Below are 21332 nucleotides of genomic sequence, written 5' to 3' on the forward strand. Positions count from 1 at the left end.
TATGCCATTCGAAAATGAAAACACATATGTCAGGATGGTAGAAGCCGGCAAAGAGGATGAATTCCACAGAAAGTATGAGGAAGCGCTCAAAGAGGTGGAATCCTATTTCCACAAGGAATATCCGAATATAATAAAGGAAGACATTGTTGAGAGCAAAAAGATAAAGGATATAAGCCCAATAGATGGCAGTGAGATAGCGACTTTCCAATTGGCATCGGATGAATCCGTTAACAAAGCCGTGGACATGCTCTATCGGTCATACAAGAACTGGTACAATATAGGATACATGAAGCGCGCCCTAACTTTCCTGAAAGCAGCAGGCATGCTCAGCGATCAGAAGTTCAAGTTCGCTGCCATACTTACGTACGAAAACGGAAAGAATAGATATGAAGCCATTGGTGATGTGGATGAAGCCATAGACTTCATGCGTTATTACGCAATCAACCTCATAGAAAATCAGGGCTTCATAAAATTAACGGGCAAAGCCTACAAGAATGAGGAATCGATGAGTGTGATGAAACCCTATGGCGTGTTTGGCGTCATATCTCCATTCAACTTCTTCTCGATCGGCGTCGGCATGAGTTCAGGCCCACTCGTCACGGGCAATGCAGTCATATTGAAGCCGAGCAGCGATATACCGCTTTCGCTGTACCTATGGGTTCGCCTGATGCACGATGCGGGCGTTCCGAAAGAGGTACTGGCCTACGTTTCAGGTTCAGGTAGCGTTGTAGGAAAGCACATAGTCGAGAACAAGAAGGTTGCGGGAATAGTATTCACAGGATCTAGGGAAGTCGGTCTAGACATCCAGAGAAGGTCTATCGACAATGGACCAAAGGTCGTCATAACAGAGATGGGAGGCAAGGATGCCATAATCGTGTCCAACAAGGCTGATCTGAACAAAGCTGTGGAAGGAGTTGCAAGAGCAGCCTTTGGATTCGCTGGCCAGAAATGCAGCGCATGCTCATTGCTCTATGTTCACAAGGACGTGTATGATGAGTTCATGAAGCGCCTCAAGGAAAGAACCGACCAGATAAAGCCAGATGACCCAAGGAAGAAGGAGACATTTCTCAACCCGGTCATAAACAAGGAGGCATACGAGAAATTCATCAAGCTGAAGCCTGAATACAACAAGGGTAAGATACTCACTGGAGGACATGAACTGAAGAGGCCTGGATTCTACGTTGAACCAACAATAGTGACGGATCTGCCCAAAGATGCCTATATTGCACGGAATGAGATCTTCCTGCCGGTGCTGAGTGTGTTCAAATGCAACAGCATACAGGAAGCCATAGAAGATATAAACAGCATGGATTATGGGCTCACAGGAGGCATATTCACTGAAGACCCGAATGAGATACAGTACTATTTCGACAACGTAGAGGTAGGCGTTCTCTACGCAAACAGGAAGAGCGGAGGTTCCACCGGTTCAATGGTTGGTTCGCAGCCCTTCGTTGGCTGGAAACTCAGCGGTGTTTCAGGAAAGGGAACCGGTTCGTTCTACTACCTGATGCAGTTCCTGAGAGAACAGTCACAGACAATAGCACATTGAAATGATGAAATAATTTTATTCTCTTTTTTCCATACCCCTAATATTGCTGAGCAGGAAGTCGCCCATAATAGTAACTGCAAATATAATCAATGCAATTGCGGGGTATCTTGGCCTTTTCTTCATAACGAGATACGTTGGCATAACAATATGGGGTTTTGTTGCGTTCGGTATGGGCTTTACCGGCATATTTTCTCTTGCAACAGAGCTAGGGTTCAGCTCAGCATACACGAAGAGCGTTTCAGAGGGCTATGATGTCCGTGATGCAACTAGCACCTTCTTTGCAGTCAAGCTAACGCTTGCCATAATTTTCGTGATAATAACGCTGTCTGCGCTGACCATCTGGACTGACGTATTGCACAGAGGCTTCCAGAATCCAGTAGAATACTGGGTTATCATAGCGCTGATACCATATTACTTTTCAGGAACGCTCCTTTCGATACCCAGATCCTATTATTCATCAACATTCTCACCGTACAGGCAGATCCTACCGTCAATAGTTGAGGCCCTGTCAAGGAATGGTTTTTTCATTGCCATCGGTGTTGTTTATTACACTCACATATGGAAACTTCCCGATGCTGACATCGCAATTGTAATAGCTTCGGTATACTCCCTCACATATACTGTATATTTCCTGTTCATGATGCATCTTGGAAGGCCATGGCATCTCCAGCGTCCGAGCGTCTCTACATTTAAATACTTCGCAGCAGTGGCAATACCTCTAGCTGCAACAAGCGGCATAGCCACGATCAACGGCAACATAGATAAGGTAATTATACAGTTCTACTGGCATGCTGATGCCACAAGTGCCCTGTATACCTCGCAGATCCTGGGCACTGCACTTATATCATTCTCGGGTGCGATAACGGGGTTCTTTTTGCCAATTCTTGCTAGAAGGCAAAAGAAGATAGATATGACGTATGATTCCTACGATCTGGAAAAATACGTTTCTCTCTTCATACTCCCCTTCGTCATCATCCTCGCCATATTCTCGGTCTATTTCATGAACATATTCAGTGCTGGATACAGAAAGTATTCCGAAATTCTGATTTTCGTTGCTCTAGCCAACTACATATCCATAATAACGTCACCGTTCACGTCGGCGGTTATAGCATCTGGCAAAACTTGGAACATAGCAAAGATAACGACACCATCGATAATAGCAAACATTGCTCTCAATTTTGTCTTTGTTCCCAGATCCATATTCGGATTCACTGGACTTTCGTTGGGGCCTGCCGGTACGGTATTTGCATCTTTCCTGACCGCCTCTGCTGATTATTTGATATACCGTTATCTTTACTACCGCGTGGAGGGCAGAAACGATGTGAGCATTCTTAGGCAGATAGTACCGGCTTTGGCAGAGATCGCTGTGGGCTATGCAATAATCAGAACGATAAAGCCATATCCATTTCTTGAGCTCCTAGGATCTTCGCTCTTATTGCTTCTAGTCTTCTTCCTTGCCGCTATAGCAATAGGAGAGATAACGGGATCTGAGATCCTTGAATTCCTGAAGAATCTGAATCCTATAAGTATACCTAAAAACATAAGAGAGGAAAGACGGGTCGATAAAAAATGAGTATTCTTGAAATTAAGATCGGAATTACTTTTTCTCTTGTTTGCTTCTCTCTATGATTTCACCTATGGCTACATCATTCTTGACCTTCTTTATTCTAACCTTAACGGTTTCGCCCCTCTTTGCACCCGGTACGAAGATGGTGTAACCCTTATAGTTTGTCCTCCCTTCCCCAGAGCTCCCAACTTCGGTTATCTCAACAACATATTCCTTCCCTTCCTCGATGGTCTCATCATCCTTGGCTTCGCGTACAGAGTGTATCGGGTGTTGGGCTCCGCATGCCTTGCAAACCAGAAGTGATATGCGGCCAGATTTCTGAATTTCAGTATCCAGAGAACCGCATTCATAACACCTCACATATGTATTAATGTATTCGTTCATCTTATCAAGAAGCTCTTCAAGGGTAAGCTTTCTATTTATTATTAGTCTCCTGCCGTTTTGAACGATGTTTGTACCGAACTCACGGGTGAGGAACTTTATGATGTGTTCTGGATCTCTGTTTATTATATCAACTATATCCTGAAAGTTCCTTATAATAGTTGCTTTTCCCTCTCTGATTATTTCTGGATCAGGTATCTTCAATCGGTCTATATTCTTGGTTGAACTTGAAAGTACATTCTTTGCTTTTTCAAGGAGCTTTTCATAATCATCGGTCATGCATGATGTATGCCAACGTCCAATATTAATTTGAACCTAATGTTTTTCATATCCAGATGGGTCTTGTATTATTATATTGAACAATTAAATACAAATATTGATTGATAAATGTACAAATGTCAGTACATGATGGAAAAATTAATATAGTATCTGCATTATACTTTTATGAGGAGTTGAAATTGCTCAACAAAGATGTCAAGCTCACATTGCGTATATCTGAGGAAGACATCAATGAGATAGATAATTTTCTTAACGCTTATCCAGAATTTGGAAGCAGATCCGAATTTATCAGGCATGCAGTAATGTCGTACATTTCCAGCAAGAGAGTTGCCGTAGTCAAGGATCAGAGCCAAACCAGTTTTGATCTAGATCTGGATGAAAATACTGAGAATATTATAAAGACGGTCATAGAAAAGGGCTTCTTCAAGTCGGAAAAGGACCTGATAAGTGCCATAGTCAGGGAATACGTGGACGTTTTCCTGCTTGATTTCGTGAAGAGGAAATCAAAGAATATGAAGGATCTTATGGGCGAGCTCTCCTCCTTTGAAGGTGTGAAGCACAGTGCAGTGGAGAGGAAGAACGGAAGGTGATCCATATACAAAGGCGATTCGAAGTTTTTGAAAGTGGCGGGGATTCCCGTGCTAGTCTTGCGGAACTTTACTACAGGCAGAAGGCCAACGTTGCAGTCGTTTCTATAGGGAACGCTGGTTTCAGGGTTATAAGGAAGATGAGGCCAATAGAGGTCAAAAACGTTGATACCTATGCCATAATACAGGACGACGATCAGCAGATTCGCACATATGATGGTATGCTATCTAATGGCCGCGGAGAGATAAAAATTTCGCTTTACACGTTGAGTTCAGAAAAGAATCCTTTTTTCAGGTACACGTCAGGCCCCATAAAGATCCTGAACGGAGGAAGCAGCATCCGTAAAGATGAAGAAATGTTTATGAAAATAGCCGACAGTGCTGTTGCTTTCGTTATAGTGAGTGGATTCGGCGGCAACTTTTCCCAGGCCCTGCACCTTCAGCTTCTCGGGTGCCTCGTATCGATGGGAAAGGAGACCTTGAGCGCTGTTATAATCCCAGGACGGGCTGAGGAAAGACGAAGGCAAAAGGCTATAGCTGGAATAAGGAAAATGAATAAGATGAACGTGCCCTACGTAGTATTCGATAATGAGCAATTAAACGGTCCGGCAGACACGACGATAATAACTGAGAGAATAGATGCTGCAAATCTGAAAATAGCGGACAGCCTTGACGGATATATTTCATCTATATCATCCTCGATAGATCGTCTGAAATATAACCTTATTGAGGATGCACGGCGATAAAACATCATGATTTTTGGCATCAGGTACATAATTACGGATTTCTGAAATAGCATTTTTAAAATGCCCCCTCTCCCTATGATATTATGAGGTTGCTTGTGTTATATCCAAACTCATTGAAACGCCTAATATTTCAAAATATATCCCTTTAGATCCTCTTCATACTTAAATGACGCAACCACTCAACTTGAGAGAGTTTCCTGCGATCTCAATCGGACTGCGAAAATCTCTTGTTTCAATTGTTTCGTTGGGCTTTATTTCGCGGTTTCAATGGAGATCTTCCCTTTATAATTATTTTGTCACAAATATTGATGGTATTTCCCATGAATTGATATAGGAATTTCTGGTAGATTAAAAATCATTTGACCTCTGAAAATACGGTTATGGTCTGTGCCCTCTCAACCCCTGGCATTTCTCTTAGTTTGTCCAGAACGAAATTCCCAACAGCTTCTGTTGAGGATTCCCTTACCTTAATCAAAAGATCCCATTCCCCTGCAATTATGTAGACATTCTCAACATCCTTGAAGTTGGCTATCTTTGCTGCCAGTTCGCGCTGAGACAGCCCGTCCTTTGGAGTGTATGCTATAAGTATGAAGGCAACAACAGGAACTCCCAATGCTTTGTAGTCTGGAACGATGGTGAACTTTTTAATAATACCTGACTTTATCATATTCTGCATGCGTTCATATATGGTCACTCTGGGTATGTCCAATACTCTGGACATATCAGAGATTTTATCCCTTGCATTTTCCATAAGATAATTTAGTATCTGTATGTCTTTCTCATCCATAGTACATTAATGGTAATTGATTATTTAAATCTAGTCATAATGTCTATATAAACTCTTAATGGCTGACGAACATAGACAAAATGTTGATTGAAAGTTAACAAAATTCATAAATCCAATCTTCATCTATGCTTCATGGAGTCTGGAGAAATAAATACGCTAATTGAAGAAATAAGCGAACATCTGGAAAAGCCGGAGCTTTACCATGCACTGAAGGTACAGAGCTCCATTAGGTCTATAACATCCGAGTTTTTGAAAGAAAGAGGTTTCATAGAGGTACCCCCTGTGATAATATCCGTTCTTACAGATCCGCTGAACCATCCGGTCTTCGATCCGACAATCGACTACTATGGATACAAGTATTCTCTGACTAAGAGCATGATATTCCACAAGCATCTGCTCACAAAGCATTTTGATAGGATCTTTACGTTCTCGCCAAACATAAGGCTGGAAGAGGAGGACAAAGTGAAGACAGGCAGGCATCTGGCTGAGTTTACGCAGCTGGATCTCGAGATGAAGGGAGCTAGCAGGGATGAAGTCATGAGCCTTGGGGAGGATATGATAATAGACCTGTTCAAGAAAATAAAGAGAAGCAATGAGGAGGATCTGAAATTCTTCGGAAGAGATCTGCGGATACCTTCCAAGCCATTCAAGAGGATAGCTTACCTGGATGCATACAAGCAGTACGGTGAAGATTTTGAACATATACTTTCAAGCGAAATGAAAGAGCCGTTCTGGATAATCGACATTCCTTTGGAGAAGAGAGAATTCTATGACAGGGAGGACCCGTCCCGTCCGGGCATACTGGTTGACATGGATCTGATCTATCCTGAGGGTTTCGGCGAGGCCCTGTCAGGAGGAGAGAGAGAATACGAACTCAGCAGGATCATAGACAGAATACACAGGAAAGGGCAGACTGAAGAACAGTTCAAATGGTACATAGAATTTGCAAAAGAAGGCCTTATGCCGTCGGCCGGCTTCGGTATCGGTATAGAACGCCTCACTAGGTTCATATGCGGATTGGAAAGGATAGAGGACGCCCACCCGTTCCCGAAGATACCGGGACACCTTTCACTGTGATGTTTTTTCTCTCTATTTTCATTTTTTGTTGGTTTCTGCAAGCTTTTCGCCAAGTACGGCTAAAAAGGCCAGCAGACTGGCCATGCCTGAGACGAGGAATGTTATGGAGATTCCTTTGAGGAAGCTCAGCTTAACCGCCTCGAAGCCCGGTATTTTTATGCCAAGGAAGGCTGAACTGAGAGCCGTCTCTGGTACGTACAGTGCCACGATCGTAAACACCATAGACATACCAATGACCGATCCTAGGTTCAGAATGACTGTCCTTATACCGGCAGCAGATCCTCTCCTGTCTGGAGGAGCGGTGGACATGAGTATGGCGTTGCTTGGAGTGTAAAACAATCCGATCCCGAAACCTACCATGACCAGACCCAGGTAGAACGGTACATTTACATTCCTTACAAGTGAGAGGACGACGGATCCGAAGAAGGAAAGAAAAAGGCCGGCGTATATAAGATGGCCTTCAAATCTCTTTGTGTTTATGTTTCCTACCAAGTACGATGAGAGACTGAGCGAGACTGCATATGGTATCACCATTATACTGGATTCCAGGGGAGAAATACCGAGCGGTCCCTGAAGCATTATTATGGCTATGAGCAACGCAGAATACCTTGTGATCGAATTGAGAAAGGTAGCCACAGATTGAGTTGCAAATGATCTTATTCTGAAAAGTGAAATGTCTATGAGCGAATCGTCACCACCTCTTGAGAGAAATATGAAGAGAACAAACGAGACTACTGATATGAGGAGGTAAATAACTTCAACAGGATTCAGCCAGAGATTGGGAGGCGAGAACGTGAGATAAATTACTATGAACACTATGAACGTGGAAAAAAATATGGCCGGCTTCCAATTTATCTTTACCTTGCGTTTTTCTATCTCCCTCAGCTTCAGGGCCATGACGTATCCCGCTATACCAAATGGTACATTGAATGCGAAAACGTATCTCCAGTTGATTGCGGTCAGAATGCCACCTACTAGAGGTCCTATCGCCGTTGCAATGCCTATGACCAGACTGTTGGTGCCTATGGCCCACTTGAGCTCATCCTGCCTGAATGCGTCAGCTATTATAGCGAGGCTGTTTGAGAACAGCAGGGCACCTCCAACACCCTGAAGCAGCCTTGCCACAAGAAGTATCATCACGTCAGGGCTTAGAGAAGCAATGATCGAACCGGAGATGAAAAACAGGTATCCCAGAGCATATAGCCTGTTTCTACCAACAAAATCGGAGTATCTTCCAAATAGCGGTGCGCCTATGGTCATCACAAGCGGATAGATCACTAGTATCCATATTACGAAGAAAAAGGTCGTATGCAGAGATATCATTATGGTTGGCAGCGAGATCAGAAGCGATGTGCTGTTGATCACGGCCAGCAGGGATCCTATGCTTGTTACAGTTATCGCTATTATTTTGTAGGAATCCATCTACCGATCAGAGATTTCCGAACCTTGAGATTATGTCAGAGATGCTATCCATGTAATCCTTGAATATCCTGAGTATGTCCCTCGAGGTGATAACTCCGAGAAGCTTTCCATTTTTCATTACCGGAAGCCTCCGGATGCCATTTTTCGCCATGATCTCGGTCACCTTGAATGTTGGGGTATCCGGGTCTATGGAAATTATCGGTGAATTCATGATCTCATCAATGCGAACCTTCTTAGGATCCCTGTCCTGTGCTATGATCTTGTTGATGTAGTCCCACTCCGTGACCATGCCTTTTATCTCGCCATTTTCGGCAATTATTGCAAAACCAACATGATCCTGTGCCATAATCTTAGCAGCCTCATAGGCCGATGTATCACCCGGCATGATCTTATCATACTTCCTCATAATGTCTGAAGCATAAAGCACCATGTGGCAATATCGCAATTCTATATTTACAGATTTGCCGGATTAATGTGCATGCTGGAACCATGATGCTCAATTCGGAACTGCTTCAAGATCCTGCTCTCTTAAACGGCAAAATATCTTCCTTATATTCCACTGGATCAGGCTGTGGTGCATTACTCAGTATCAGCATGATGCGCGTGATTAAATAAGATATTCAATCTGCAATAATTCTTTGAGAAAAACACGTTTTATATTAATGAAGGCCTGTGCCGGCGGTCGAATCAGAAGCTTCTGTCTTTAATTGGAGAAGCAGTTCGCCTCTAAAATGGAACAACGGAATCATACCATATGCTGCGAGCCTCCGGGGATATATGATTATTGGTTTCTTGTCGGCTAAAAGCTATGGAAAACATTTAATATTATAGGTCAATTATGAGTTAGCCTTTTTAAAAGGAGTTGATGTTATGAATCAGACTTTAGAAACTGGTACAACCACGGTTGGTATTACACTGAAAGACGCCGTAATAATGGCAACTGAAAGGCGTGTCACAATGGAGAATTTCATCATGCACAAGAATGGTAAAAAGCTGTTCCAGATCGACACTTATACGGGGATGACAATAGCCGGCCTTGTGGGAGATGCCCAAGTACTGGTAAGGTATATGAAGGCAGAGCTTGAACTTTACAGGCTCCAGAGAAGAGTAAACATGCCAATAGAGGCTGTTGCCACTCTGCTTTCAAACATGCTCAACCAGGTAAAATACATGCCTTACATGGTCCAGCTGCTTGTGGGTGGAATTGATACAGCTCCCCACGTATTTTCCATAGATGCGGCTGGAGGTTCCGTTGAGGATATCTATGCCAGCACAGGATCAGGCTCACCATTCGTATACGGCGTTCTCGAATCGCAGTATAGCGAAAAGATGACCGTCGATGAAGGTGTCGATCTTGTGATAAGGGCCATAAGCGCGGCAAAGCAGAGGGATTCAGCATCTGGAGGTATGATAGATGTTGCGGTTATTACTAGGAAAGACGGATATGTCCAGCTTCCTACCGATCAGATAGAATCAAGGATCAGGAAGCTCGGATTAATTCTGTAAAATTATCCAATATTTTTTAAATTTTAAAGGTGTACGACCTATGGGTTTTCATGACTACATTGAGGAAACGAAGAATATATTCAATCGCCTATATCCGGACAACAAGATAACGGACATAGACTATGAGGGTCCCACGATTGTAGTTTACACGAAGGATCCTGAACTCTTCGCGAAGAGAGATGACCTTGTCAGGCAGATAGCCCAGGAGATCAGAAGGAGGATCGCAATAAGGTCGGATCCTTCAATACTCCTGCCAGAGGATCAGGCAAGAGAATCAATTGAGAAGATAATTCCAAAGGAAGCTGGTCTTGAGGACATATACTTTGAGCCTGATACTGGAGAGGTCATAATTGAGCTGGATGAACCTTCAATAGTTACGGCGAGAGGTACGGATTACGTACAGGAGATCAAGAGCAGGACGCAGTGGTCTCCACGCATCGTACGTGCACCGCCGATGTACTCACGCACCGTCAAAGAAGTAAGGGAATTCATGCGAGAGGTGAAGCAGGAGAGAAGGGAGTTTCTGCATAACCTAGGCGTGAAACTGTCCGGTCCACCGATGGTGGGTGAGACCTGGGTGAGGTTGACGGCGCTTGGCGGCCACTCAGAGGTGGGTAGAAGCGCAACTCTGGTTTCAACCAAGAATTCCAAGGTTCTTATAGACTGTGGCATGATGAACGTGGGGCCAGATGCGGATCCATGGGATGCCGCACCTTATCTTTATGTACCTGAGGTACAACCGCTAAGCACAATAGATGCTGTCATACTGACTCATGCTCATCTTGATCATTCGGGCCTTTTGCCACTCCTGTTCAAGTACGGGTATGATGGCCCGGTATACATGACGCCTCCTACCAGGGATCTTGCCGCACTGCTCCAGAACGATTACATAAAAGTGGCTAGGATGGAAGGCGGAAAGGTCCCTTACGAATCCAAGTACATACGCGAAGAGTTGAAGCACACCATAACCCTGAGGTATGGCGAGACGACCGATATAACCAGGGACATGAGGCTTACATTTTATAATGCTGGTCACATTCTTGGATCTGCATCGGGACATCTACATATAGGTGACGGACTATACAACGTGGTTCTGTCTGGAGATGTGAAATTCGAGAAAACATGGTTATTCAATCCAGCAAACAACAAATTCCCGAGAGCTGAGACCTTTATGACCGAATCAACTTACGGAGGGAGGGATGACTATTCATTTACCAGGGAGGAGGCGACGCAGACGCTTATTGATGTAATAAACAGAACGCATGACAGGGGCGGATCCGTTTTGATACCTGTATTCGCTGTTGGAAGGAGCCAGGAGGTAATGATAGTTCTCGAAGATGCCATGCGGAATGGCAGGATCCCACAGATGGATGTCTATCTGGATGGTATGATAATGGAGGCACCGGCGATACATGCAGCATATCCGGAGTATCTTAACAAAGAGCTCCGTGAAGCCATAATGGTAAAAAAGGAAAACCCGTTCCTGAGCCCAATATTCAAGAAGGTAGAGACGAGGGACAGAGGGAGGAAATAGCTGAGAATCCGGAGACCACAATCGTGCTTGCCACCTCCGGTATGATGAACGGCGGGCCTGTAATGGAGTATTTCAAAGCATGGTCCGCCGACCCCAAGCACACACTTGTTTTCGTAGGATATCAGGCAGATGGTACGCTTGGAAAGAAGATTCAAAGTGGCGCTCAGGAGATAACCCTGTCCGGCGAAGGCAAGAATGTGACATATCCGGTGAAGATGGATGTTGAGACCGCAGAGGGCTTTTCTGGGCATTCTACCAAAAAGCAACTTCTGGCCTATATTGCCACTATGCAGCCTAAGCCAAAGAAGATCCTGGTGAACCATGGCGATAATGGAAAAACTGCGGAATTCGCACGCCTTGTTAGACAGAGATTCAACATAGAAGCTTATGCACTTAAAAATTTAGAGACTATAAGACTGCTGTAACGGCATAAACATTATATATACATATTTGGATGCACGACTATGAACATAAAGATATTGGCGATATCTGTGGCGATCTTTTCTGTCATAGGTTTCGCTATAACTAGTTCGGCTGCCACCAGTCCGACGCCGACTGCGGTGACCGCTGGAGAATATACTATAAATATATTCCCTAATAGTGTAATAAAAAATATCAGTTTCAACAAGACAAACATCGTGAACTACGGTAAGGTCTCTGGAGAGAATCTTTCATCGCTCCCCAGAATGATGGACGATATGAATCAATACAGCAGTATAGACAACCTGAGTTACATGAGCACTGAGGACGGAACTGGCCTTATACTTGCCACCTATGGATCATCGGCAAGTATACAGCTCAATTTCACCGGAACAGTGAAGGCTTTACCAGTAGACACCAAGATGAGTAATTACGTGGGGCTTTACTATTTCAATGTTTCTGGCTACAACTTCACCATAGCATCAACTGTTTCTCCAGCCAAATCCAAGAATAACTACACATTTTCAGTTCAGTCGTCCATCTATCCGAAAGTTGTCATAGTGGCAATAATCAGCAACAATGGCATACAGAACATGATCGATCACTTCGAGCACAGGATAAACGGGTACAAATTCACATACAACAGCACCACAGGTCTCGTGAACGGTAAATTCCTGAACTTCACATTCTATAAAACCAATCAGACAATTGCGAATTACTTTGATAGGTTATCGAATCTTACAGTATTCAAAAACATAACGGCAATGGCGGTTGGCAATCAGGGCTTCCAGTTTTACAGTGGCATGTATGTTGGAAATATATTCTACGATTCATCAGCATATTACAGTTTGATGGTCCACGACAATCCTGCGCTTCAGTCCACGTTCATGCTGGTAAATGGAACTATACACTTCAACGTATCCAAAGGCATCGCTATAACCGAACGGAACTTCACATTCAATGACAGGTTCGATTACAATGCGGAAGCGGGCAATATGTCCATGGCAATGCAGCAGGACGTCTATGGTGGCGCTTGGTTCGTATTTCTCAGCGCTCCACACTTCTATGGTATGATGACCTTCGCCGGTGCCAGAAACGTCACCGTTAACGGAACGCAGATAACGGCAGAGACAAACGGTACGATGATCGTTTCCTTTGTATCCCCACCCGGCCTGTCCAATGGAGTGAAGAACTTCGCCCCCATGACGTATGCTCTGGAACACGGCAAACTGGGAATGCAGATAGCCATAGAAAAGGTGAACTCCACTTTGACCAACATTACGCTTGATCTGAACACGTCCATAAACGCAGTCATAAAGAGTGCAAGCTCCAGTGGTGTCGTAATAAATGTCAATTCATCGCAGTCCCATGGTACGGTGATAGCAGTTTACGTTTCAAGCAGCGTTCTCAATGCATCCAAGCTCATAGTAAAGTTTGACGGGTCTGCAGCTGTTCAGGTATCAGCTTCAGCACTCGTTAACGAAACCTCGACTACGACGGCTTATTACAATGTGACTGCTGACGGCAACGGTTCACTGGTGATGATTTACATACCGCACTTCTCTGACCACACCATAGATATTGAACCATACACTTCAATATCAACGCCAATTTCGATGTACTATTACGTAGCGGTCATAGTGGTCGTGGTTGCTATAATAGCCGCAATCGGATACGTAATGGTGAGAAGGAAAAAATAAAGCGATAAACGAAACAATTTTTTATTTACTATTTCTCAAAATTCAATGGGATCCGATGGATTTTATCCACGGACAATTATCTTTTATTATCGCTCGAGACCGGAAGTGCGAATCCAAAAATTGAAAATAAGATCCTTAAAGAATCAGTTTTCCATCTGGAGAAACTTTTTTCCAGTCTTCCAGGAATTTTGCGAGGCCTTCGTCGGTCTTGGGATGCTTCATCAACGATTTAAGCACGTTGAAAGGTACGGTCACAACATCCGCACCGATCACAGCTGAACGTAGGACGTGGATTGGATTTCTTATAGAAGCTACGAGTATCTGTGTCTTGATTATGTAGTTGTTGAAGATAGTCCGTATCATATCTATGATCTGCATACCGTCTTCACCGATATCGTCAAGTCTTCCAACAAATGGTGATACGTAGGTTGCACCAGCCTTTGCTGCAAGCAGTGCCTGTATTGGATTGAAAACAAGAGTACAGTTTGTATTTATGTGCTCTGAACTTAATGTCTTTATTGCACGCAAGCCATCCTCAGTCATCGGTATCTTTACAACAGCATTGTCTCCGAGGCCATGTATCTTTCTTGCCTCTTCAACCATGCCCTCGTACTTTGTTGAAACCACCTCAACGCTTACCGGACCGTCCACGATCTTCAGAATCTCCCTTATTATATCACCGTACTTCTTCCCATTGACGGCCTCTTTGGATATGAGCGTTGGATTCGTGGTTACGCCGTCCACTATGCCCCAGTTTACACCCGTACGTATTTCATCTATGTTGGCAGTGTCAAGGAATATTTTCATAGTTTTTCTCCTCCAAGCAGGTCATAGCTTCGTTAATTATATCTTTAACATCCATGTGGAAGTATGAGAAGAGTTCCCACGCTTTTCCAGATTTTCCAAAGGTATCACGCATGCCAATACGCCTGACTGGTACAGGATAGGATTCTGAAGTTATCTCAGCCACGCGGCTTCCAAGGCCGTTGTATATTGAATGCTCCTCTGCGGTTACTATATGCCCTGTCTCTTTTGCGGCCTTTATTATGGCGTCTCTGTCTGTTGGTTTGATTGAAGACATGTTTATAACTCTAGCATCCACACCATTTTTTTTCAAGGACTCGGCCGCCTCAAGCGATTTTGACACCATGACACCATCCGCTATTATGGTTAAATCCGCACCGTCTCTGATGGTCTTTGATTTTCCAATCTTGAATTCATAGTCCTCATCGTTTATAACCGGAAACTTCTCCCTGCTCAGCCTGACATAGTGGGGCTTATCAACGCCGGCAAGATAATCTACAACGCTCCTGGTCTCCACAGAATCTGCTGGCACGATCACATTCATATTGGGAAGCCCAGCCATTATGCCAACATCCTCAACTATCTGATGCGTAGCACCGTCCTCTCCTACGGTTATTCCTCCGTGGGTAACGACGAACCGCACAGGCGCATTGTTATAGCATACGGACTGCCTGATCTGTTCGTACGTCCTCGTAAGGAATATGGCAAAGGTGGACACAAAAGGCTTCTTCCCTGACAGGGCAAGGCCGGCCGCGGTTGTGACCATGGACTGTTCAGATATGCCCATGTTGAAGAACCTATCCGGAAACGCATTTGCAAAATATCCTGTCTTAGTGGATGAGGAAAGATCTGCATCCAGAACAACTATGTCTCTGTCGAAGGAACCGAGTTTGACAAGCTCCTTGCCGTATACATCTCTTAGGCTCTCAGATTTCATATCTCCTCACCAAGCTGTCTCATTGCCCGTCTGTATAGATCTTCAGATTCAGGGGGACTTCCATGATATTTCGGATTGTTCTCCATGAAGTCCACGCCCTTGCCCTTCACCGTGTTCGCTATGATGAATGTCGGTCTCTCCGATCTCTTCGATTTTTCTATTGCGTCCTCGATCTCGCTGAAGCTGTGGCCATCTATTTCGATCACGTTCCAGCCAAAGCTCTCAACCATGGCATGAATGTCGTGCAACGGCATTATATCCCGTGTGTATCCATCCAACTGGATTCCGTTCCTGTCAAGTATGGCCACTAGATTATTCAGCTTATACTTGTACCCAGCCATGAGAGATTCCCAGACATTCCCCTCTTCCATTTCGCCATCTCCGAGGATCACGTAGACATGATAATTGAAGCCGTTCAGCCGTGATGCCAGAGCCATTCCAACACCGACACCTAGACCCTGGCCTAGAGATCCGGTTGATACCTCCACGCCTGGTATTTCCCTGGATACATGTCCTTCCAGATGCGAATCTATCTTCCTGAAGCCAGCCAGATCCGAAACGGGGAAGAACCCACGGAGCGCAAGGGTAGCGTAAAGGGCAGGAGATGCGTGTCCTTTGCTCAGAATAAGACGGTCTCTCTTCGGGTCATTGGGATTCTTTGGATCGATATTCATCTCCTTGAAGTATAGAACCGTCAAAATATCTGCAACACTCAAAGAACCACCAGGATGGCCACTCTGAGCATTATAGACCATCCTCACTATCTCCCTCCTGATGCGGAGGGCAATTTCGCTCAAGTCTACCTGATAGGTTTCCATTTTATTTGCGAAAGATCATATCAAACAGATATATAAGCAAGTATTCATCGCGTCAGTAACAACACCATAAGGTGCAATAGCATTATAATTTACTTTCTCTCCCGTATTTTTGCATTATGGATCTTACCTCTGAACGGAGCTTCTCCTCCGTATGATCGTCAAGCGGATAGAATGGCGGTCTTGGATCTCCGGCATCATATCCCCTTAGTATGCGCACAAGGCTGTAGTTTGAGGCCCACTGCCCATAACGCGAAGCGGCATCGAATATTTCATCTATGATGATCTGATTCGCTCTTCCATACCTTGCGGTATCGTCCAGTATCTGTACGAACATCTCTGTGGCATAATTTCCAGCCGCTGCAACAGCGCCATCTAATCCATTGACTGCGGCATGCAAGATGTAGTTGCTCGGACCAGAAAAAACCATGAAATCATCGATCAGGTATTTGTACCTCATCATGTGATCTATATCGCTGACGGTGTCCTTGACCCCCAAGATGTTCCCGCCTTTTTTCTTTATCTTTCTCGCAAGGTCTGCATTGATATCGTAGCCCGTGAACTTGGGATAGTTGTAGATGAATGTCTCCATCACCTCGGATATCTGCGTATAATAGCGTATGATCCATTCCTCAGGTATGCCACCAAAGTAAAATGGAGGCAGGGCCGCTACTGCATAAAAATTCATGGATCTGGCGATCCTGGCAAGTTCTATGCTTTCCTCAAGATTCAGTGATCCAACCTGGAATATCACTCTATCAGTAATATCAGAACAGTACTCTGCGAGCATTTTCTTCTCCTGGAAAGAAAGTGCTGGTCCCATACCATTCGTACCCGCAACGAATATCATATCGATTCCGTCTCTCAAAAGCTTCAGGCAGTGATCCTTGAATTTTTCTCCATCTATCTCGTTTCCCCGGAATGGTGTCAGTATAGGCACGATCTTGAATGGCATAAATAGAATATTCATAGAGGATGTATAAATGTGTTTCTTGTGTATTGTAGAAAGATTTTTATATGGGAGTGCAATAACATTAATTACACATTTTTACACAAAAGTAAAAATGGACCTGTTTCCACCCCTGGGGTGAAACTCCCTGGGGAACAAATTCTTATAGTTTCTTAATTCTCTATTACTAAATATTTGACTGGATATGTTTGATAAATTTTAAGTATATATTTCGTCATAATCATTGGATAGAATGGAAAACAAGGATGGAGAAGTAAAGTTAAATAAAGCACTGACCTTTCCGCAGATGCTTGTGATAGGTCTAATCGCAGCCGTTGGTACGGGGGCGCTCTTCGCCCCTGTGGCTATGGTCAGCGTTGCGGGGCCATCAGCAGTCCTCGGTTGGGTCATTGGTGCAGTGATGTACGCTTTTGTATCTCTGACGTTCGTGGAGCTTTCGAAGACGTATCCGGAGGCGGGCGGCCCATCCAGGTATTCGCTGTACACGCATGGGCGTTTCACTAATGCACTGAATGCCTTTGCGAGCCTCATATGGTATATATTCATTCCGCCCATAGAGGCACTTGCCACTGTGGAAGGCCTGCAGTATATCTATCCACACCTCATAGCTAGCACAGGAGCCCCCACGCTTCTTGGGGCAGGCCTTGGTGTGGTGATGCTTCTGCTCTTCCTGCCGCTTAACTATTTCGGTGTAAGGGCATTCGGGCGATCATCGTTTTACATTGGAATAATCAAATTGCTCGCCTATCTGCTCGCTGCATTTGGCATGGCCTTCGTATTCTTCAGGTTTCAGAACTTCTACGCTTACAGAGGAAGCTTCCTCCCCTATGGTTTTTCCGGCATACTGTTTGCGATTCCGTACGCCATGTTCGCCTTCGGGGGTATCAGGGTTGTACCGGATTATTCAGAGGAGACGACTGAAACGAAGAAGAATAGGTTTCTTGGCAGGACAATAGTGTATACTGTGCTAGGCCAATCTCTTATATACATACTTTTCTCCGTTGTATTCATAGGGGGCGTCAAGTGGTCGGCTATCGGCGGAGGCATCTCTCCAGGATCATGGGGTGTTTTGAACAGCGTAATAACAGAGAACCCATTCGTATACCTGGCAAGCACGTTCCACTCATACCCTGTCCTCATCATAGTGCTCATAGTATCGATCCTTGGGCCCTTCGTTACGGGCTATGTTTACGTGGGTGGTGGTGCAAGGGTTCTGCTTGCAACGGCAAGATCAAAGATAATGTCATCATCCATGAAGAAGCTGAGTGAAACCTATGCTGTACCATACTGGGCCGTGATAGCGTTCGTAATTGTCGGCGCAGTAGTTGCATTCATTTCAGCTCCAGTTCCAGGAATATACGCCCTCCTTACCGATGCGGTGGTTGCGGGATACCTAGGTTTTGCCGTTACTCCTGTGTCTATGATCGTCAGCAGGAGGCAGTCAATAACAAAACACGAGGATATGATACCGGGTGGCACTGCCATAGCAGTCATAGCCTTCGTAAGTTCCTCGCTGATTGCCTTCTGGAGTGGATGGCCCTCTGTACCATATGCATTGCTGATACTGACCATAACCATGGCTGTTTTCGGCCCGATATTTCACATAAAGGAGCATTTTGTAAATTCCATATGGTACATACTCTACATGGTCTTCATACTGGTCATGTCATACATAGGCAGCGATGGGGCCCTCTCAATGGTATCATTCATAACAGCAACCATAATTGTTGCCGTGGTATCTGCGCTAGTATTTTTCCCATGGGGTATAATCTCCGGCCTCAAAACAGCCTATGTTCCAGAAGGACAGGTTTTGCCAGAACTGGACTGAAAATATGAATCATTGAAATTATATAATATTTAATCAATTTTTTATTCAATCTACAAGGCTTACAGGACTGCTTTCCCTATCATTTGATTTGTAAAGGAGCCTGTTCAGCGCGTCAGCAGCCTTACCTGCTGATTCTGAATCAACAATTATCCAGATCTCCTTACTCAGCCTGTATATATTTCTCACAGAAACGCCATTTATTTCTAGGAATTCGGTGATCAGCAGAGTTATACCAGCGGTAGTGCAGGAACCTGGTGGCAGAAGGATCTTGGCGATCACGAGTGAATTGCCATCTGTGGTCTTTATTATGGCGGAGTATCCATTGCTCTCCTTTATGACGAGTATTGCATCATCAGGTATTTTGTTCCTATTTTCCGTTGTGATCTCCTTGTAGTTGTATTCCAGTGTCAGTATAGACTGTTTCAGGATGAGAAGAATATCCTTGGGCTTGGATTTTATCTCTATGTTTGTAAGAGCCTTGACTATTGTGTTTATCTTTACCTTCTTCCCGGTAAGAAAGTCAACCTGGCTCTTTATCTCTCTTGCGAGCTTTGTATAATTCACAAGGCCTGTGTTGAGTAATAAGGTATAAATATTGTTGCTATTTATAATCCCTTTAACCGCATCAGATGCCTTTGTCATATAACTGAATATGATTATAAAAGATAAAGTTTTCTGAAGAGTGAATTTATGCTATTCTATTCATAAGAATGATAGAAATTCTAAAAAATATACAGTTTATATTTTGTGTTCGTTTCATTATCTGTATCATTCTGATGGTTATTTAATGATTACGCCTAAGCATGAGGTTCAGATACATCAATCTCGGAGCATCCATAGGTTCATAGTTGCAAACCGAATTGATTAAGTTTATGGTTAACATTATCCACACGTTTGAAAGACGAACTCCTGAACCGGGTTCATCACCCTGAAGGGATCACCTATGAAAATTGCATTTGTCATAAGAAAGGATTGTAGCAGATGTGCCAGAATAGCCGAAAGCATCATCGATCTGTTGCCGAAAGACTGGGAGATTATTTATGACCATGAGGCAGCAAAGTTTCTCAACAGCAAAGGTCTCGATATATCGCAGATATCAGCAGATGTTATTATAACCATAGGTGGAGATGGCACCGTCTTGAGGACCCTGCAGATGGCAAAAGGGCCAGTTTTGGGCATAAACATGGGTGGTCTCGGCTTTCTCACTGAGCTTGAAGTGGATGAAGTTGGTTCGGCAATATTCAAGCTTATAAAGGGCCAGTACCGTATCACCGAAAGTATGAAACTGAAGGTGGAGATAAACGGAGATCGTGTTGAGGACTGCACCAACGAGGCGGTGGTACATACGGAAAGGATTGCAAGGATAAGGCAGTTCAAAATATACATAGACGGGCACTTCCTGAGTACCATGAAGTCTGATGGCATCATAGTGGCAACTCCGATCGGATCTTCATCATACTCCTCTTCAGCTGGCGGCCCCTTGCTGCTGCCTACGCTGAAGGGTATGGTAATTTCGTACCTTGCTCCATATTCATCAAGGCTCAAGCCTGTAGTTGTAACTTCCGATTCCACAGTAGAGATCAAGATTGCCGGGAGAGACCAGGAATGCATTCTGATACTTGATGGACAGCGAGAATACACAGTGCGAAGCGGTGATACTGTCCGGATCTCAAGATCAGAGAATAGTGCGAGATTTTTATCTTTCAGGGAATCGGTATACGATCGCATAAGGGACAAGGTAATCAAACATGTGGTTAATTAAGAAAAACACCCTTCAAATGATAATGGAAGCGTCGAAGGATTCCTATCCGAAGGAGTTTGGGGCACTCCTAAGGGCTGAGGGCAACATAATATACGAAATTGCTCTTGTACCAGGGACAATACAGAGCGAAAGGTATACGCTCTTCTATATGTACAACAAGCCAATAGATTTCTCGATAGTCGGATCGGTTCATTCACACCCGTCAGGAGTAACACTCCCATCGGATGAAGATCTTCACATGTTTTCTATGACCGGAAGCGTTCACATAATTGTTGGATACCCATTCAATCTGGAGAACTACAGCGCCTACGATAGATCCGGAAACAGGATACAGGTTGATATACTGTGAAGAAGATCTCCGAGATTGAAGATGATGCGTATTATGGCATTGGCCTGTCGCAGAAGATCGTCGGGTGAATGTTAGCAGAGTAAGAAAAACATATTGAAAAATGGAGATGATTTGTGAATTTGTTGTGGACGCCGAGGTCGAATCCATTTACAGAATGATGATTGGCCTCATAAAGTTGACAGAGATCATTCCTGATGTGATCGAAAATGAGATAATCGGCGATGATCGTTCCATGAATATGTAGATCGCTTGGAGGCTCATCCTTCGACATGGCCATAAAAATAGAGGCAGAGGAGATCTTGGATAAGAATG

At 44.2% G+C, this 21332-nt stretch carries 19 protein-coding genes and 1 pseudogene; 11 read left to right on the top strand and 9 right to left on the bottom strand.

The window, feature by feature from the left end; all coding sequences use genetic code 11:
- Position 1: 1 nt before the first annotated feature.
- Positions 2 to 1549 (top strand): aldehyde dehydrogenase family protein, encoded by a 1548-nt coding sequence (locus TA_RS03110; RefSeq protein ID WP_010901027.1) that lies wholly within the window; start codon positions 2 to 4, stop codon positions 1547 to 1549.
- A 43-nt stretch (positions 1550 to 1592) separates the two neighbouring features.
- Entirely contained in the window at positions 1593 to 3122 is a 1530-nt protein-coding gene (locus TA_RS03115; protein WP_010901028.1) for an oligosaccharide flippase family protein, read from the top strand.
- Between the two features lie 24 nt (positions 3123 to 3146).
- Here TA_RS03115 and TA_RS03120 read toward each other — a convergent pair whose 3' ends face one another.
- Positions 3147 to 3776 (bottom strand): translation initiation factor IF-2 subunit beta, encoded by a 630-nt coding sequence (locus tag TA_RS03120; protein ID WP_010901029.1) that lies wholly within the window; start codon positions 3774 to 3776, stop codon positions 3147 to 3149.
- Positions 3777 to 3949: 173 nt separating this feature from the next.
- Between TA_RS03120 and TA_RS03125 the strand changes: the two genes are divergently transcribed.
- Both TA_RS03125 and TA_RS03130 read left to right on the top strand, forming a co-directional pair.
- Complete coding sequence (locus tag TA_RS03125; RefSeq protein ID WP_241761886.1) at positions 3950 to 4366, top strand: ribbon-helix-helix domain-containing protein; 417 nt, start codon at positions 3950 to 3952, stop codon at positions 4364 to 4366.
- Positions 4363 to 5109, top strand: coding sequence for a cell division GTPase (locus TA_RS03130; RefSeq protein ID WP_010901031.1), 747 nt, complete (start codon positions 4363 to 4365; stop codon positions 5107 to 5109). Before TA_RS03125 ends, TA_RS03130 begins: the two co-directional genes overlap by 4 nt.
- 355 nt (positions 5110 to 5464) lie before the next feature.
- On the opposite strand, the gene TA_RS03135 is transcribed toward TA_RS03130, so the two are convergent.
- Positions 5465 to 5896 carry an Lrp/AsnC family transcriptional regulator gene (locus TA_RS03135; protein WP_010901032.1) on the bottom strand — a complete coding sequence of 144 codons (432 nt, stop codon included), beginning with the start codon at positions 5894 to 5896 and terminating at the stop codon, positions 5465 to 5467.
- Positions 5897 to 6028: 132 nt separating this feature from the next.
- Between TA_RS03135 and TA_RS03140 the strand changes: the two genes are divergently transcribed.
- Entirely contained in the window at positions 6029 to 6973 is a 945-nt protein-coding gene (locus tag TA_RS03140) for an asparagine synthetase A (protein WP_010901033.1), read from the top strand.
- A gap of 18 nt (positions 6974 to 6991) precedes the next feature.
- On the opposite strand, the gene TA_RS03145 is transcribed toward TA_RS03140, so the two are convergent.
- On the bottom strand, positions 6992 to 8395 hold the full coding sequence (locus TA_RS03145; protein ID WP_010901034.1) for an MFS transporter: 1404 nt from the start codon (positions 8393 to 8395) through the stop codon (positions 6992 to 6994).
- 7 nt (positions 8396 to 8402) lie between these two features.
- Positions 8403 to 8825: a CBS domain-containing protein gene (locus tag TA_RS03150; RefSeq protein WP_048161679.1), complete on the bottom strand. Its 423-nt coding sequence runs from the start codon at positions 8823 to 8825 to the stop codon at positions 8403 to 8405.
- 440 nt (positions 8826 to 9265) lie between these two features.
- On the opposite strand from TA_RS03150, the gene psmB reads away from it, so the two are divergent.
- The 3 genes and pseudogenes from psmB to TA_RS03165 all read left to right on the top strand — a co-directional run bounded on the left by psmB (position 9266) and on the right by TA_RS03165 (position 13555).
- Positions 9266 to 9901: an archaeal proteasome endopeptidase complex subunit beta gene (psmB, locus tag TA_RS03155; protein WP_010901036.1), complete on the top strand. Its 636-nt coding sequence runs from the start codon at positions 9266 to 9268 to the stop codon at positions 9899 to 9901.
- A 40-nt stretch (positions 9902 to 9941) separates the two neighbouring features.
- Positions 9942 to 11860: pseudogene (locus tag TA_RS03160) on the top strand (beta-CASP ribonuclease aCPSF1).
- 39 nt (positions 11861 to 11899) lie between these two features.
- Positions 11900 to 13555, top strand: coding sequence for a hypothetical protein (locus tag TA_RS03165; RefSeq protein WP_010901038.1), 1656 nt, complete (start codon positions 11900 to 11902; stop codon positions 13553 to 13555).
- 135 nt (positions 13556 to 13690) lie between these two features.
- Here TA_RS03165 and fsa read toward each other — a convergent pair whose 3' ends face one another.
- The 4 genes from fsa to TA_RS03185 all read right to left on the bottom strand — a co-directional run bounded on the left by fsa (position 13691) and on the right by TA_RS03185 (position 17066).
- Positions 13691 to 14362, bottom strand: coding sequence for a fructose-6-phosphate aldolase (gene fsa, locus TA_RS03170; RefSeq protein ID WP_010901039.1), 672 nt, complete (start codon positions 14360 to 14362; stop codon positions 13691 to 13693).
- Complete coding sequence (locus tag TA_RS03175; protein ID WP_010901040.1) at positions 14346 to 15296, bottom strand: transketolase family protein; 951 nt, start codon at positions 15294 to 15296, stop codon at positions 14346 to 14348. Before TA_RS03175 ends, fsa begins: the two co-directional genes overlap by 17 nt.
- Positions 15293 to 16114 (bottom strand): transketolase, encoded by an 822-nt coding sequence (locus TA_RS03180; RefSeq protein ID WP_010901041.1) that lies wholly within the window; start codon positions 16112 to 16114, stop codon positions 15293 to 15295. The genes TA_RS03175 and TA_RS03180 overlap by 4 nt, the downstream gene beginning before the upstream one ends.
- Before the next feature lie 82 nt (positions 16115 to 16196).
- The gene (locus TA_RS03185) at positions 16197 to 17066 is read right to left on the bottom strand and encodes a dihydrodipicolinate synthase family protein (RefSeq protein WP_010901042.1); all 870 of its coding nucleotides are present in this window, start codon (positions 17064 to 17066) and stop codon (positions 16197 to 16199) included.
- Between the two features lie 247 nt (positions 17067 to 17313).
- On the opposite strand from TA_RS03185, the gene TA_RS03190 reads away from it, so the two are divergent.
- On the top strand, positions 17314 to 18909 hold the full coding sequence (locus TA_RS03190; protein ID WP_010901043.1) for an APC family permease: 1596 nt from the start codon (positions 17314 to 17316) through the stop codon (positions 18907 to 18909).
- Positions 18910 to 18954: 45 nt separating this feature from the next.
- On the opposite strand, the gene TA_RS03195 is transcribed toward TA_RS03190, so the two are convergent.
- Positions 18955 to 19473, bottom strand: coding sequence for an aspartate kinase (locus TA_RS03195; RefSeq protein WP_241761889.1), 519 nt, complete (start codon positions 19471 to 19473; stop codon positions 18955 to 18957).
- Positions 19474 to 19852: 379 nt separating this feature from the next.
- Between TA_RS03195 and TA_RS03200 the strand changes: the two genes are divergently transcribed.
- On the top strand, positions 19853 to 20671 hold the full coding sequence (locus tag TA_RS03200; RefSeq protein ID WP_010901045.1) for an NAD(+) kinase: 819 nt from the start codon (positions 19853 to 19855) through the stop codon (positions 20669 to 20671).
- A complete protein-coding gene (locus TA_RS03205; RefSeq protein WP_010901046.1) occupies positions 20658 to 21020 on the top strand; it encodes a Mov34/MPN/PAD-1 family protein in 363 nt (120 codons plus the stop codon). Before TA_RS03200 ends, TA_RS03205 begins: the two co-directional genes overlap by 14 nt.
- Positions 21021 to 21332 lie beyond the last annotated feature (312 nt).

The organism is Thermoplasma acidophilum DSM 1728 (genome assembly GCF_000195915.1).
GTDB lineage: Archaea > Thermoplasmatota > Thermoplasmata > Thermoplasmatales > Thermoplasmataceae > Thermoplasma > Thermoplasma acidophilum.